The organism is Vibrio sp. 10N.222.54.A3, assembly GCF_041474095.1.
GTDB lineage: Bacteria > Pseudomonadota > Gammaproteobacteria > Enterobacterales > Vibrionaceae > Vibrio > Vibrio crassostreae_C.
Genome location: NZ_JBFRTN010000066.1, coordinates 46,825 through 60,535 on the forward strand (window position 1 = coordinate 46,825; position 13,711 = coordinate 60,535).

Annotated in this window: 15 protein-coding genes; 8 read left to right on the forward strand and 7 right to left on the reverse strand. The window is 44.5% G+C overall.

Annotated elements, in window-relative coordinates:
- The first annotated feature begins 113 nt into the window (after positions 1–113).
- Positions 114–1,004, forward strand: coding sequence for a LysR family transcriptional regulator (locus AB4507_RS14885; protein WP_372083022.1), 891 nt, complete (start codon positions 114–116; stop codon positions 1,002–1,004).
- Between the two features lie 89 nt (positions 1,005–1,093).
- Here AB4507_RS14885 and arsB read toward each other — a convergent pair whose 3' ends face one another.
- The 5 genes from arsB to AB4507_RS14910 form a co-directional block, all read right to left on the reverse strand.
- Positions 1,094–2,149 (reverse strand): ACR3 family arsenite efflux transporter, encoded by a 1,056-nt coding sequence (gene arsB / locus AB4507_RS14890; RefSeq protein ID WP_372182891.1) that lies wholly within the window; start codon positions 2,147–2,149, stop codon positions 1,094–1,096.
- A 109-nt stretch (positions 2,150–2,258) separates the two neighbouring features.
- Positions 2,259–2,600, reverse strand: a complete 342-nt coding sequence (locus AB4507_RS14895) for a helix-turn-helix transcriptional regulator (RefSeq protein WP_017064015.1) — start codon at positions 2,598–2,600, stop codon at positions 2,259–2,261.
- 192 nt (positions 2,601–2,792) lie between these two features.
- On the reverse strand, positions 2,793–3,200 hold the full coding sequence (locus AB4507_RS14900) for a glycine zipper family protein (protein ID WP_029235181.1): 408 nt from the start codon (positions 3,198–3,200) through the stop codon (positions 2,793–2,795).
- A gap of 31 nt (positions 3,201–3,231) precedes the next feature.
- Entirely contained in the window at positions 3,232–3,894 is a 663-nt protein-coding gene (locus AB4507_RS14905) for an START domain-containing protein (protein WP_372182892.1), read from the reverse strand.
- Entirely contained in the window at positions 3,891–5,054 is a 1,164-nt protein-coding gene (locus AB4507_RS14910) for a glycosyltransferase family 2 protein (protein WP_017064013.1), read from the reverse strand. Before AB4507_RS14910 ends, AB4507_RS14905 begins: the two co-directional genes overlap by 4 nt.
- A 277-nt stretch (positions 5,055–5,331) precedes the next feature.
- Between AB4507_RS14910 and AB4507_RS14915 the strand changes: the two genes are divergently transcribed.
- The 7 genes from AB4507_RS14915 (at position 5,332) to AB4507_RS14945 (ending at position 12,721) form a co-directional block, all read left to right on the forward strand.
- Positions 5,332–6,129, forward strand: coding sequence for a Cof-type HAD-IIB family hydrolase (locus tag AB4507_RS14915; RefSeq protein ID WP_017092739.1), 798 nt, complete (start codon positions 5,332–5,334; stop codon positions 6,127–6,129).
- 180 nt (positions 6,130–6,309) lie between these two features.
- Positions 6,310–6,957, forward strand: coding sequence for a DsbA family oxidoreductase (locus AB4507_RS14920; protein ID WP_017060931.1), 648 nt, complete (start codon positions 6,310–6,312; stop codon positions 6,955–6,957).
- Positions 6,958–6,991: 34 nt separating this feature from the next.
- Positions 6,992–8,203, forward strand: a complete 1,212-nt coding sequence (locus tag AB4507_RS14925; protein ID WP_372182893.1) for a winged helix-turn-helix domain-containing protein — start codon at positions 6,992–6,994, stop codon at positions 8,201–8,203.
- A gap of 18 nt (positions 8,204–8,221) precedes the next feature.
- Positions 8,222–8,545 carry a putative quinol monooxygenase gene (locus AB4507_RS14930; protein WP_372182894.1) on the forward strand — a complete coding sequence of 108 codons (324 nt, stop codon included), beginning with the start codon at positions 8,222–8,224 and terminating at the stop codon, positions 8,543–8,545.
- 3 nt (positions 8,546–8,548) lie between these two features.
- Positions 8,549–9,523 (forward strand): Gfo/Idh/MocA family protein, encoded by a 975-nt coding sequence (locus AB4507_RS14935; protein ID WP_372174956.1) that lies wholly within the window; start codon positions 8,549–8,551, stop codon positions 9,521–9,523.
- 198 nt (positions 9,524–9,721) lie between these two features.
- A complete protein-coding gene (locus AB4507_RS14940) occupies positions 9,722–10,060 on the forward strand; it encodes a Fis family transcriptional regulator (protein WP_372174957.1) in 339 nt (112 codons plus the stop codon).
- A 429-nt stretch (positions 10,061–10,489) separates the two neighbouring features.
- A complete protein-coding gene (locus tag AB4507_RS14945) occupies positions 10,490–12,721 on the forward strand; it encodes a hypothetical protein (protein WP_372182895.1) in 2,232 nt (743 codons plus the stop codon).
- 43 nt (positions 12,722–12,764) lie between these two features.
- Here the strand turns inward: AB4507_RS14945 and AB4507_RS14950 are convergent, their stop codons facing one another.
- Complete coding sequence (locus AB4507_RS14950; protein ID WP_048610497.1) at positions 12,765–13,226, reverse strand: hypothetical protein; 462 nt, start codon at positions 13,224–13,226, stop codon at positions 12,765–12,767.
- Between the two features lie 204 nt (positions 13,227–13,430).
- Entirely contained in the window at positions 13,431–13,673 is a 243-nt protein-coding gene (locus AB4507_RS14955; protein WP_017064006.1) for a hypothetical protein, read from the reverse strand.
- Positions 13,674–13,711 lie beyond the last annotated feature (38 nt).

Here is a 13,711-nt window from a genome sequence, read left to right on the forward strand (position 1 = left end):
CGATTAAATAGCCGCCGATGGGCTAATGACTTGGCTAAATAATATCTACTTAAGTGATAATATAAAGATAGTTAGCATCACATATAGTGATAGTAAGTTTTGGGAGACACCGAATGTACAACATTGAACAACTGAAAATGTTTGTGTATGCCGTTGAATTAGGGTCATTTTCTGCCAGTGCTCGTCATTTGGGGAAGGTGCAGTCGGCGGTGAGCCAAGGCATCAGTAATCTTGAAATAGATTTTAATGTTGAGCTTTTTGATCGTTCGACTCGAAAGCCTTCACTAACCAAAGCGGGCGAGCAGTTATTTAAACAGGTGAAAGCGATCGTGCTTCAGGTTGAAGATCTGAATGTGACGGTTAGTGCGATGGGCAGTGGTGAAGAGGGGCTCATCAAAATTGCATTAGATGATTCACTATTGGTCCCGAATCTATCTAAGATCTTTAGTCAGTTCAGTCAACAATTCCCTGCGACTGAAGTGGAACTGGTTGCGTGTACCACGACAGAGGTCAATCCGTTAATTATCGAAGAGAGGGCCGACATTGGATTAATGTTTACTAACTTGGCTTTTGATGTCGGTTCTGAGCCTTGCTTTATCGGTCACTTACCGTTTATTGCTGTGTGTCATCCAAGTCATGCGCTCGCAAAAACAGGTGTGGCGAAACTCTCTGACTTACTCCCGCATCGTCAGTTAATGTTGAGGGGAGACAAAGGTAAGGTGATGGATCAGTTTCCGCTGATTGCCGGAAAGGTATGGTGGTCAAACAGCTTTATCGTCATTAAAGAGATGATTCTTGGTAGCGATATCGGTTGGGCATACTTACCGAAACACCTTGTTGAAGAAGAGCTTATTAAACAGCGCTTGGTAGAGGTGAATGTGTCATTTGACCATAAAACTTGGTCGCCTCCGGTTGATCTTGTTCTGTCTAAAACACGCTCAAAAGGTCCTGCATTACTTTGGCTTGAACAAGCATTGAAAGGCCTATTAGACGAAACTGAATAAAGAAAAGGCTCACCGTTTAACGTGTGAGCCTTTCTGTTCAAAGTGATGCTGCTTTTTGTTAGTTCTAGTTCTAGGTGTAGACGTAGATGCTATACGCTAGGTTTAACCGTCTGACCGTTGTAGTACTTGTCTTTCATCTTAAGCGCCACGTTCACAAGGTAAATCAGCACAGGGACTTCAATCAGTGGACCGATAACGCCTGCAAACGCTTGGTCTGAGTTGATACCGAATACTGAGATAGCCACGGCAATCGCTAGCTCGAAGTTGTTACCTGTTGCTGTAAATGCAATTGATGCGTTCTTGTCGTACTCGATGCCCATCTTTTTACCGATGAAGAAACTGATGAAGAACATCGCAGTGAAGTAGATAGTCAGTGGAACCGCAATTAATAGAACGTCCATTGGCAGTTCAACAATCATTTCACCTTTCAGGCTGAACATCAGAACGATAGTCGCCAGTAGTGCAATCAGTGTGATTGGAGAGATGCGTGGAATAAATACGTCGTTGTACCACTGCTCGCCTTTCATCGACACAAGGATCTTACGGCTTAGGAAGCCCGCTAGGAATGGGATACCTAGGTAGATAAGTACACTGTGTGCAATGTCGATCATCGAGATATCAACCAACATGCCTTCGTAACCAAATACTGGTGGAAGAACGCTGATGAACAACCACGCCATAAAGCTGTAGCTCACCACTTGGAATGCACTGTTTAGAGCAACCAATGCCGCGCCGTACTCTTTGTTACCGCCGCCGATGTCGTTCCAAACCAGAACCATCGCCACACAACGAGCAAGACCAATCAGAATCACCCCAACCATGTAACCTAGGTGGTCTCCCAAGAAAGTTAGTGCCAATACAAACATCAGAATTGGACCAACGATCCAGTTCATGATCAAAGAGAGCTTAATGGCTTTCTTATCTTTTACCACAGTGCCTAGCAGGTTGTAGTTAACCTTAGCCAGAGGTGGGTACATCATTAAGATAAGGCCAACCGCAAGCGGAATGTTAGTGGTGCCAACAGACATTGAATCGTTCCACTGTTCGATCTGTGGGAATAGGGTGCCGAGTAGTACACCAAGGCCCATGGCAATAAAAATCCACAGTGTTAAGTAGCGATCTAGAAAACCTAACTTTGGTTTCATGATAATCTCTCTTAGTTGACATCGTAAATCGTCGAAAAACGATTGGTTGTGGCAAAAAAACACGCTTAAAAGTAAAGGCTATCAAAGCCGATCATTCAAGCGTGAACTTCTATTTTAAAATGCTGTTAAATATCGATTCGAAGCGTTGAATATTGTCGCGGTCGATGCGGTAACACATCTTCGGCGGAATCGACTCAGCCGTAATAAAACCTGAGGCTTTCAATATTCTTAAGTGCTCTGATACCGTTGATTGAGCTAAACCCAATTCACTCACCAGATCACTGTTCAAGCAGCCGCCCGATTTTTCTAACGTGGAAAGGATACTCAATATACGTATTCTTGCTGGGTGAGCGAGTGCTTTCGCCAGTGCGGCCATTTGCTTTTCTGCTTTAGCATCACCGTGTTCGATGGGCAGAGAACAGCCACCAGATGTCGAGCAAGTTGAGTTCATATTGACGTCTCACTTTCATTAATCGTTAAAAGACGATTAATGATAAGCCTATTTTAAATAGGGGTCAATGCTCACTGTCTATTTGAACGAACTTTAAGGTGGCGATTCAGGGACTATGGTTGAACTCTGCTTTGACTCAGCTACGCAAAATGGCGTGAACATCGATTAAACGCCATTTTGCTCGGTTATCCGCTAGTTAAGAACGGTATAGCCTCGGTTGATCATACAGTTACGATTCACTTGAAACTTCTGCTGCTCAGATAGCTCGGCGGATTGTCTTTTTTGAGCACCGTGCTTTAAAGCGCCGCTGATAATACCGATGCCAGCACCAATTTTCGCACCATCATGACCACTCCCGCCAGAGACGGCTCCACCAACCGCACCCAGCGCTGCACCCTTAGCGGTTGAACCGACAATATCGCTGCCAAGAGAATCGACCTCTTCAGGCTTCACTTGTTGAGCGTATTGCTCACATTCATACAGATCGGCGTGATACTGTGTTTCATCAACACCTTTAGTATCGACAATGATTTGATTAGCAAATACTGAACTTGATGCTACAAGCAATATCGCTGCGATTGGAGAGAATGGAAATTTCACAATATAGACCTCTAGAGTATTCATTGCATTGTTAAAGTGACGTGTAGTTCTCGATGAAATCAAGGCGACGATCGGTGTACTCACCAGAATCCAACATCTTAGATAACCCGCGAAGCGTGTTGTAAGGCTGAGAAACGGCCACCATGTTAATGAGCCAATACGGAATATCGCCACCTGGATCACTCAATACTCGATAAGAGATATGGGTGGTGTTTTCGTCGATTGGTGTCAGGAGCCAACTCGCCTCTAATTCAGCCACTCTGACGATTTTTTTATTATTGTTTGGCAGGTAATCAGGCCTACCATGCTGATCAATGGTGACAACCATCGTCTCTGGATCTTGAGTGATGACGTTCTCTACGATAGCTTCACGATCGGCAACTGGCCAAGGTGCCTTGGTATAGGTTTTGGTGATCGTGTGCGCCGCACTAAAATGCTCTATTTCTTCCATGTCATCGATGTTTTCTACCCATTGCGTGCCAACAGAGGTATCGATAAAGAGTGCGATAATAGAAGTGAGGGACGCGTTGATGTCGCCTTCTGCTCGAAATTCTTTAAAGTGACTGCCTTCAATTTTACGGTTATAAACCTCGATGCCTTTTTTATCGCGTGCCAGTGACCAGCCATCGGTGTCTGATGCAAACACCGAAACTGAACAAGCAAGAAGAAGCAAAGTAATAATCTTATTCATCATGTTAATGAGCGCCCTTTCCAGCTGATTTTATTGGTTTTAGATAAGCGGTAACTGTTCAGCACGAGTAGGCTTTGAACACAAATACCGAAGGGTACGGTTAACGCAAATTTTGCGGGAACAAACAGTTCCTTAACCAAAATGAAGTAGGTGACGATCGACACCAAGAGCATCACAGAGCTGACAATGAGCGAATAAGCATGAATGGCAGACATGTCACTGATGAAGGCGTTCGCCGATACCAGCATCAAAAGCGGTCCCGCCCATGCGATGATGTTGGCTTTGATGAAGACTTTTAAAGCTTGTGCTTGCGATTGACAATTCACAATAAGATTCATGTTTTTGGAAAAGCCAGCCCAGATTGAGTTGAAGTCTGAATACATGTGCGTACTCATTAGTTTGTCTGCAAATGCCCAGAAAATCTTAAATCCATTGACCTTCATGACTTTTGCAAAGGCGATGTCTTCCGATATCGCGTTTGCTACTGCGGCGTGTCCACCGACTGCGTCGTAGGATTTTCGGGTAAACAACATCGCCTGACCGTTAGCAATCGCTTCTTCCTTAGTCATGTCGTTCGAGTTTTTAAAGTTCATATAAGATGCGATCGATAGAAAGATGCCCGGCAAGGTCGCTTTTTCTGCCACAGACGCAAAAGTTTGTTTTGGATTAAACGATAAGAGATCAGTTTTTTGTTGGATAGCAAAGTCGATAACGCTCTGTAGCATCGCGGGTGCTGAATCGGTATCTGCATCAATGAAATACACATATTCACCGCTCGCGTTGAGTGCGCCAGCCATACATGCATTGCTCTTACCAAGCCATCCGGTCGGTAACGTTCTACCTGAAATACAGCGCGCGTTAACGTCGAACTTACTGATCAATGCTTCTACTTTTGCACGGGTTGAGTCAGTAGAAAAGTCATCAACAACAATGACTTCAAACTTGTCTTTTGGGTAGCTCTGCTTCAATAGAGAGCCAAGGCTGATTTCAATATTGTCTTCTTCATTTCGCGCAGGAATAATGACGGAAACAGTCGGCCACTCAGTTCTTTTGAACGATATTTTAGGTTCAATGTGAATACGATGGCGCTCTAAGTTCGCAAGTGTGATTAGAAACTTGACGGTAACGATGCAAAGCAAGGTCGTAATAATAGCTAAAATCATAATGACTGTGGTCGGAATAAAGTGATGGAGAGACAGGAAAGAATATAGTGGAGTGTGACCTAACGCACATCTTGTATGTAGGACTTAACCCTTCAAACTGGAATGCGCTTCTGTTAGCGTTTGCCTTGGAAAGATGTGAAACAGTGACTGACAGGCGGTAAAATAAGCATTGTATTCACCAGCGACTCTAGCGATATAATCGAACCTAGAACCGTTACACAAGATAACGAAAAATCATAATTTGCACTTTAATTTTTACTAATAGGTAAGCCCTGAAATGCCACAACAGAACATCAAATTTATCGCTGCTGATATGGACGGCACTCTGCTTAATGAACACGGAAAGTTAGACCCAGAATTTTTCAACCTTTACGAGCGCTTAGAAGCTCAAGACATTATTTTTGCTGCGGCATCGGGTCGTCAGTACTACAGCTTGATGGAAACCTTTGCCCCGCTAAAAGATCGCATGATGTTCGTTGCTGAAAACGGCACATTGGTGATGCATAAAGGCCAAGAACTTTACAGCTGCTTACTTGATACTGATGCCATCAAAGAGATCATTAAAGAAGCTCGCGCGATTGAAGGTGCTCATGTGGTGCTATGTGGTAAGAAGTCTGCATACATCGAAACCAAAGATGAGCGTGCTCTAGCGGAGATCTCTAAGTACTACCATCGCCGTGAGAAAGTAGAAGATTTACTGGCGGTAGAAGACGATTTCATCAAGGTGGCTATCTGTCACTTCGACGGTTCACAAGAGAAAGTGAACCCAACTATTGATGCCAAGTTTGGTGAGAACTACCAAGTGGTTGTCAGTGCGAAAATTTGGTTGGATGTGATGAACGCTGAAGCGTCAAAAGGCGCGGCGATTAAACATCTACAGAACACATTAGGTTTCACTTACGAGCAGACCATGAGCTTTGGTGATTACCTAAATGACTTGGAAATGCTTAAAGAGAGCTACCACTCTTACGCGATGGAAAACGCGCATCCAAAGTTAAAAGAGATCGCGCGTTTTGGCGCGCCAAGTAACGTTGACGCGGGTGTGTTCCAAGTACTTGAGAAGTTGCTAGCGTAACGCTCTTAAGCTAGATTCGATTTTTATCAAAGCCAACTCGTGAAAATGAGTTGGCTTTTTTGTTGGCTGCTGTTGTATTGAGTTAAATTTGAACGAGTGTTCAGCTTGTTGTAGTCTAACCAGAAAGATGGGTATTCACTTTGAATTGGATACGCCTTAGTAACGATATTTGGAATGATTATGAGCAAGAAACTTCAACTTGATATTATTTCTGACGTAATGTGCCCGTGGTGCGTAGTCGGTTACAAAAACTTAGAGCTAGCCGTTGCGGAACTTGGTTTAGAAGACCAGATTGAACTTGAATGGCAGCCGTTTGAGCTTAACCCTGACATGCCGCAAGAGGGCGAAAACCTGCGTGCCCATATCATGAGAAAATACGGTTCTAGCGCAGAAGAGAGCCAACGTTCACGAGAACAGCTTTCGGCTCGCGGCCAAGCGGTTGGTTTCGATTTCAATTTCTATGACAGTATGAGAATGGTCAATTCACGTCATCTACATGTACTTCTCGATTTTGCACTAGCGCACGGCAAACAGACTGAGTTAAAGCTACGCTTCTTTGCTGCTCACTTCACAGAGCAAAAAGACCTGTCCGATCTTGAAGTCATTGCACAAGAGCTTGAAGCGGTTGGCTTAGACTCAACGAAGGCACTGAAGCGCCTAAAGAACACCGACAACTTGAAGCAAATTGAAGCGCAAGAGTTTGAATGGCAACGCATGGGGATCTCTGCGGTTCCTACTGTGGTGTTCAACCGTAAGAGTGCAGTAACGGGCGCGCAGACGGTAGAAACCTACAAGCAGATTCTTCAAGAGCTTATTGCTGAATCATAAACGGATCATTGCTATCAATTAGAGTCTGAATTTCATGGAATCACTGTCACTCGCTCAAGCGCAAAAACTGGTATTGCTTTCGCAAAAGCTGCCGCCTAAGAAGTTGCCACCTAAAAAGCAACGCAATGGGGGCGCTTTGGCGAACACGTTGTCTGCGATTGAAAACCTTGGCTATGTGCAAATTGATACCATCTCTGTGATTCAGCGAGCTCACCACCACACGCTTTGGAATCGCAATCAAGATTACCAACTGAACCATCTTGATAAGCTGTTAGAGCGTCGAGAAGTATTTGAGTATTGGTCGCATGCCGCCGCGTATTTACCCATGCGTGACTTCCGATTCAGCCTACACCGCAAGAATGGCTTTGCGAGCGGTAAGCTCAAGCATTGGTATAAAAAGAATGACGCACTGATGGCTCATGTTCTCAAACGTATTGAGAATGAAGGGCCGTTGATGGCGAAAGATTTTGAAGGGGATAGGCCAAACCCCGGCGGTTGGGGCGGTAAACCGGCCAAGCAAGCATTAGAAACATTGTTCATGCAAGGCGACTTAATGGTGCCAAGCCGAGTTAACTTTCATAAGGTGTATGACCTAACCGAGCGAGTTTTACCGAGCGGAATTGATACCTCTGAGCCGACAGAACAAGAGTACATCGAGCATCTGATAACACGTTATTTAGAGGCTAACGGAGTTGGAATAGCGTCGGAAATGAGCTACCTACTCAAGAACACAAAGCCTTTGATTCAGAGAGCACTCCAACAGATGCTTGAAGATAAGCAGGTTCTGAAAGTAGATATTCAAGGCTCTGATTACTATGTCCTGCCAGGTGCTTTTGAACTGCTGAATCAACCTCTTTCCAGAACCAAGCTTAAGATACTGTCTCCGTTTGATAACCTGCTGATTCAACGAAAGCGAATGCAATCATTGTTCAACTTTGATTACATCCTAGAATGCTATGTTCCAGAGGCCAAGCGTCAGTTTGGTTATTTTAGCTTACCGATTCTGTGGCAAGGTGAGCTGGTGGCACGAATGGATTGCAAGGTCGACAGGAAGAGTGGTTTGCTCAATATCCGTAACTTGGTTGTGGAAGAGCGAATTAAAAACCATGAGTTGTTGGTTCATGCTTTATGCGATGAACTAAAACACTTCATGGTGTTCAACCAATGTGATGAGATGATCGTCCATAACACCACGCCCTCTGATCTTGGCAAGCGCTTGATGAGCCAATGGCAAACTGATAATTAACTAAAATAAGAGCGTGAAATGCCTCAATCGAATGAAATCATCTTTGTTACTGCCGAACTTAAGATCAAAACCAACATAGAACGAGCAGCTGCGCTCGAAGCTATCGAACAGTTTTGTTTAGACATGCAAAGCGAACCGGGCTGCCTACAAGCAATTGCAACCTATGATCAAAGCCAAAGCGATCGTGTGATCTTGCTTGAGCAATACGTAAACCGCGAGGCGATCAATCAGCACTTTGTGATGTCTCATACCCAAGCGTTTATTGAGCGTGACATTGCGGAATTAGTGCAAGCATTCGAAACGCAACGTGGACCTATCAAAGCACAAGAGCAGGAGATCTAAGACATGAAATGGGGAATCCTAGGAACCAGTTTTATCTCAGGCGTAATGGCGGATGCGATTAAAGGCGACGCTCAAAGCGAGCTGTATGCCGTTGCTGGACGTACTGAAAAAACACTTAACGAGTTTGCTGCCCAATACCAACCAACACGAACCTTCAACAGCTATGAAGCCTTGATTGAAGATGAGTCGGTCGACATCATCTACATTGCTCTGCCAAACCATGTCCATCATGAGTATGTGATTAAAGCAGCTCAAAAAGGCAAAGCGATCTTGTGTGAGAAGTCTCTGTCGGTAGATATGGAAAAAACCGAGCAAGCTTTACAAGCCGTGAAAGAAGCGGGCGTATTCTTTGCTGAAGGTCTGATGTATTTAAACCATCCACTTATCACCAAGCTTCATCAAGAACTGGCAGCTGGTGAGATCGGCGAAGTGCGCTCAATTCAAGGTTCCTACGTTGCGGCGATTGATCAGTTCGTGAACCCTGCAAGTAAAGGCGCGCTATACAACCTTGGCTGCTACCCAATGTCGCTGATTCACTCTGTCGCGCAGCAGCAATTTGGCGAGAGTGTGTTCGATGATGTGCAGATATCAGCAATCGGTCGACGAGGCGAAGATGGCAATATCTGTGAATCGTCGGCGATGATGCGTTTCAATGACCGTTTTACCGCGCAAATCCACACCGCTGAAGACCACGGCTTAAAGCATGGCTTTACTATTCTAGGTAGCAAAGGCTGCATTACTTTAGATACTAACCCATGGTTACCGACTGCAGAAAACACGTTTACGGTAGAGATCTATGAGACGTCGACACGTGAAGTGAAAGTCGAAGCGCAAGGCGATGGCTTCCATTATCAAGTGCGCAATATCCGCCAAGCAGTCGAGCGAGGTGACACACAACTTGCTGCGCCAATGGCAATCCACCAAGACTCTCGCGTGATCATGAAGTTACTGACTGATTGGGAACAAGCGGCGAGCTAAGATCTTCGTAAATTCTATATTCGCCTCATGTTTGATTGCCTCGTAAGCGATCAAACATGAGGCGTTTCCTCTGTATCTTCTAGTCGACTCTCCCAATAAATACTTTGCATTTGAAACCGCCACAGTGTCCAATATCAGGTAGTACGAAACTGACCAAAAAACCTTACTTTTTAAGGTGTTAAATAGGACCTTTACCGCATGCGTAAATCAGATAAGAAAATCGAAAATCAGATCAGAGACGTGTTAACTGACGTTTGTGAAGACACGCTGAAAGGCTTCGATGGTTTTTTATGGGTGACTCACTCGGTCAACTTCTCCTCTTTTCCGCAAAGTTTGAAAATTGTCTGTGTATTCGATACCAATCAGGATAGAACGAACTTCTTAAATGGCGAAGGTCAACAGAGTGTTTCAGGGACTATCCAGAAAGCGTTCAATCAAGTTGGAATTCAACTGAAGAGTATCGATAAACACATCAGCTACGATACGCAAGAAAATTGCGACCGCGACCATCAAGGGAAGTGGAACAAGAGGCTTTAAGGCGCGTTGTTATCGCTCTTGTTTAGACAGCCTATTCAAATTGAGTTTCAACAGTGTGGCGTTGAAACTGAGATTCGATGCAGCAAATCTCAGCCCGTTCTGAGCTTTAAGCTCTGATAACTTCCATCTTCCAAACTGTATTATTCTCATTTTGAGAAAATCTGAGCTGATTTCTCGTTAGTTGGAGAAACTTGGTTTCCAAGTAAAATTAAAATCACAAAAATTTATATTTTCCTTAATGTCTTGATTTTGAATCGACATTTGCTCGTTTTCCTTACCACCGATGAAACCAGTCAGAAGAGCACTTGAACAATACAGCCATGTAGTCGATACTTTTTTCGTATTTTGATTCCTAAATTGACACGTAAGTTGGCTGACTTTTCGTCTTGTGATTTAAGGCATGACAGTATCAATTAGGAAATTTGATTCATGAAAACCTACATTTCTGGGCTGCTCGCACTCATACCGTCATGTTTAATCGCTGGCTACGCTTTTGCTGTTGGCACAGCGGTTGTGCTGCCAGGGCAACATGAAGCGGGTGTTGATCTTTCGGGCTCCCCACTATCTGCGGATGCTGTCATTGATTGGGAAATTACCAACAGTGATATTGTGTTTGGAGCCTATGCTGACAAAGCCGACAATGAGCGGGCTACGACAATTGGTTATATGTACAACCAAGTCATGGCGATGAACTCGGGTTGGTTGGAGAACGATCTCCGTAACCAAGCTGAGTTAGAAGGCCTCAATTTCGAAGACTATTTCCTGCACTTTTCTGAAGATACTGTCATTGCCGAAGTTGATGAAACTCACGGCGAAAAGACTCTTTTAAACCGAAAACCTATGATCTTGGGTTATACAGCCAGTGAAGACCATGCTGGTTTTTGGCTGTATCAAGAGCCTCCGTGGGATGCCGATGTGTTTGAGAATTTCGAACAGGGTGGGGCTTTGTATGTCTATCATGCTGAGCAGTTCGAACGGCTGACCTTTAAGTTCTCACAGTTTGCTGGCAGCGGCGAATTTTGGATTGAATACCCAACGGCTATTGATTCTCAGGGTAGGGTTTCACAGTGGGAAAGGCTCGATGTAAAGAAAGACAAAACGCTCAGCATGACCAAAAACCAATCGGTGATCTGGAACCTTCCTAATGATTGGGTAAGAGCTACAACTCATGATGGCAGTGGTGCGAGCTATGGTGGCGGCCAGTATTTTGGCTCCACCTTTTTGAGAGATGGTGGGCGCTTATACGTTGTGAGAGTTCGTTGGCAAAGTGAAAACGCCGACGACAGGCCGCGCTTAAAAGAAGTAAAACTGAAAAACAGTTTTCCAACCGTCAAATTAACCGACGCTCCGACTACAACGCCGGACGGCAATGCTATCAGCCAATGGCGAAAAATCCGCGGTTTTGATGTGTCTGCAGACCTAGATGGCGATAACTACTTGTCGCCAAGCGAGTATCGAAATCGAACCAATAAGAACGCAACAGCGCGTTTTCGTTGGGAATCAAGAGTGGTGCCATTTGGTCGAATGTGGAGCGCTAGCTCATCTTGGTCGCTAACGAACGTCGCAAACGCGGATTATCTATCTGCTATTCATCGCTACTACAAGCAAAGCTGGGCAAGCCAAGGTTTGAATGGTGCGTACAACGACGACACAAATAAACTCATTGGTTCGAACCAGTTCTATGTTCATTCTGGTGGGCATGTTCAAGAGTTAGGAGCCGTTGCGGGTTCGAATCAAGCGGATGATCTCTATAAACAACAATTTTCAGCGTTTCTGAAAAATCTATCTGCTTTAGAAAGTGATGCGTCGATTGGGTTGAACATCGGAACCGCGAACTTGCTGGGTCGAAATGGACAGGCTCATCTTAGCGAGGCGGGATCTCTGTATTTACGCGAGCACTACATTTTTCCGTCTACTGGGTTTAGTGGTTACTCGGGGATCTCTAAATTCTGGGATAATTCTGCGCTCGCCTACAATGGGCAAAGTGTTATTTTTCAGGCGACAACGCGTTATGGGCGAGTTCAGTATCTTGGAAATAGTGAAGAGAATTGGAAGCAAGACCAATACTCGACCCTAGCGATCTACCACCTCAATCGACACGCTCAACATAGCTACTTTAATCAGTGGAACAATGGTTACGTCTATGGAAGTGGCAACACGACGGCTGACACTTTCTGGCAAAGTGGTGTCCCTAAAAACATCGCCTACCAACCAAGTTCGTTATTGGCCGTTGATTTGGGAGAGCCGAGTCATCAGATCCCACAAGGCTTTGCGCCGATTCCTTTGATGCTTTCGACAACGACACCTCAGCCCGCTGACTACACCATCGTTGGCGATGCCTCGATGAACGAAATGGTGCATGCTGATCTGCCCAATGGCATGACTCACGTTCTACCGACGTTCACGTACTTTATGTATCAATCTGAAAATCAGGTGGTCGCTGGTGGCCCTGAGGACATGGTGTTAGCGAGAGAGTTCAGCAATGGTCGTGTGTTATATCGCACGGATTTCCACGGTAAGAATCCGAGCTTTTATGACGTGGCAAAACTCACCATTGCGCTGGATGTCCCAATGAAACCTGTTGATGCTAACGGTAACGTTGGTGACTATGTGAGTGAAATAGAAATTGGCGGTTATGAAGGGCTGTTCTTACTTTATTAAAACCAATGCGAATGATCTCTCTCGAACCAGAGCAGACTAGAGCTTAGGTTCGGGATATCAGCTTATTCTTTTTACACTGCTTAAACTCTTTGGCGATCCACGATTGTTCGTTTAACCCATTGTCGATTAGAGCAAAAAGGTAGCCATCGACTTTGCTTGAAGCCGCAAGGTACTCCTGAAAAGCGTGCTTAGGGTAGCCGGGGTAATCAGTCTCGTATTGAGCGTCTAACTGCTTACCGAGTTGACGCCATTTTACGAATAACTCAGAAGAAGATGTCTCAACCTTATATTGGCCCAAAATGCGTTGGTGATGGGTTAACGCCACTTTAGCGCAGTGGTTGGTCTGTACGACTTTTTGTATCAATTCAACTTGTTCTTCACTCATGGTTTTCGCCAGTACATTCTCTTGTTCGATGCGCGCCATTCGTTCACCAAACGTTTCAGCATGGGTGGAAAACACAAAAGTAAGCGGTAAAGCCAATACCAAAAGACGCTTGTAGAACATAACCTAACTCTTTGAATGGATTCATGACTATTATGCCGTTGAGTAACAATATTATTAACGAATAAACACGCTTAATTGTAAGAATTATTTTTATCGAGTGGATAAATAGATGATTTTGGAGTTGTGGTATTCAGGCTCTGAATGTTTGGTTATTTTACGAAGCGACACCGATAACAGAATCAACCCAATATCTAACCATCTTGATTATAAATGTTGGATATCAATCGAGTGGTAGGAAAAACCGATTGCTTTAGCGGCGTTCAACAAAGCTTGTTGAGTCTTGAATACCCTGGGTTGCATTTTTCTGTCGGATTCAAGAAAGCTGTTTACTCCCCACTTATGACTTTTGACCATTAAGTAATAACCATTAGCTCCAGGGGATACGACACCAATTGCTGCTTTCAGGTCGCCACGACTGAAATGTTTTTTGAACTCACGTAATACCATATCAACATCCTTATTCGATGATAAAAAAAGGTTCATCG

What these genes read in the sequence shown, in the direction of transcription:
- AB4507_RS14885 (WP_372083022.1), top strand. Translation starts at nt 114, where the DNA reads ATGTACAACATTGAACAACTGAAAATGTTTGTGTATGCCGTTGAATTA.
- arsB (WP_372182891.1), bottom strand. Translation starts at nt 2,149, where the DNA reads ATGAAACCAAAGTTAGGTTTTCTAGATCGCTACTTAACACTGTGGATT.
- AB4507_RS14895 (WP_017064015.1), bottom strand. Translation starts at nt 2,600, where the DNA reads ATGAACTCAACTTGCTCGACATCTGGTGGCTGTTCTCTGCCCATCGAA.
- AB4507_RS14905 (WP_372182892.1), bottom strand. Translation starts at nt 3,894, where the DNA reads ATGATGAATAAGATTATTACTTTGCTTCTTCTTGCTTGTTCAGTTTCG.
- AB4507_RS14910 (WP_017064013.1), bottom strand. Translation starts at nt 5,054, where the DNA reads ATGATTTTAGCTATTATTACGACCTTGCTTTGCATCGTTACCGTCAAG.
- AB4507_RS14915 (WP_017092739.1), top strand. Translation starts at nt 5,332, where the DNA reads ATGCCACAACAGAACATCAAATTTATCGCTGCTGATATGGACGGCACT.
- AB4507_RS14920 (WP_017060931.1), top strand. Translation starts at nt 6,310, where the DNA reads ATGAGCAAGAAACTTCAACTTGATATTATTTCTGACGTAATGTGCCCG.
- AB4507_RS14925 (WP_372182893.1), top strand. Translation starts at nt 6,992, where the DNA reads ATGGAATCACTGTCACTCGCTCAAGCGCAAAAACTGGTATTGCTTTCG.
- AB4507_RS14930 (WP_372182894.1), top strand. Translation starts at nt 8,222, where the DNA reads ATGCCTCAATCGAATGAAATCATCTTTGTTACTGCCGAACTTAAGATC.
- AB4507_RS14935 (WP_372174956.1), top strand. Translation starts at nt 8,549, where the DNA reads ATGAAATGGGGAATCCTAGGAACCAGTTTTATCTCAGGCGTAATGGCG.
- AB4507_RS14940 (WP_372174957.1), top strand. Translation starts at nt 9,722, where the DNA reads ATGCGTAAATCAGATAAGAAAATCGAAAATCAGATCAGAGACGTGTTA.
- AB4507_RS14945 (WP_372182895.1), top strand. Translation starts at nt 10,490, where the DNA reads ATGAAAACCTACATTTCTGGGCTGCTCGCACTCATACCGTCATGTTTA.
- AB4507_RS14950 (WP_048610497.1), bottom strand. Translation starts at nt 13,226, where the DNA reads ATGTTCTACAAGCGTCTTTTGGTATTGGCTTTACCGCTTACTTTTGTG.
- AB4507_RS14955 (WP_017064006.1), bottom strand. Translation starts at nt 13,673, where the DNA reads ATGGTATTACGTGAGTTCAAAAAACATTTCAGTCGTGGCGACCTGAAA.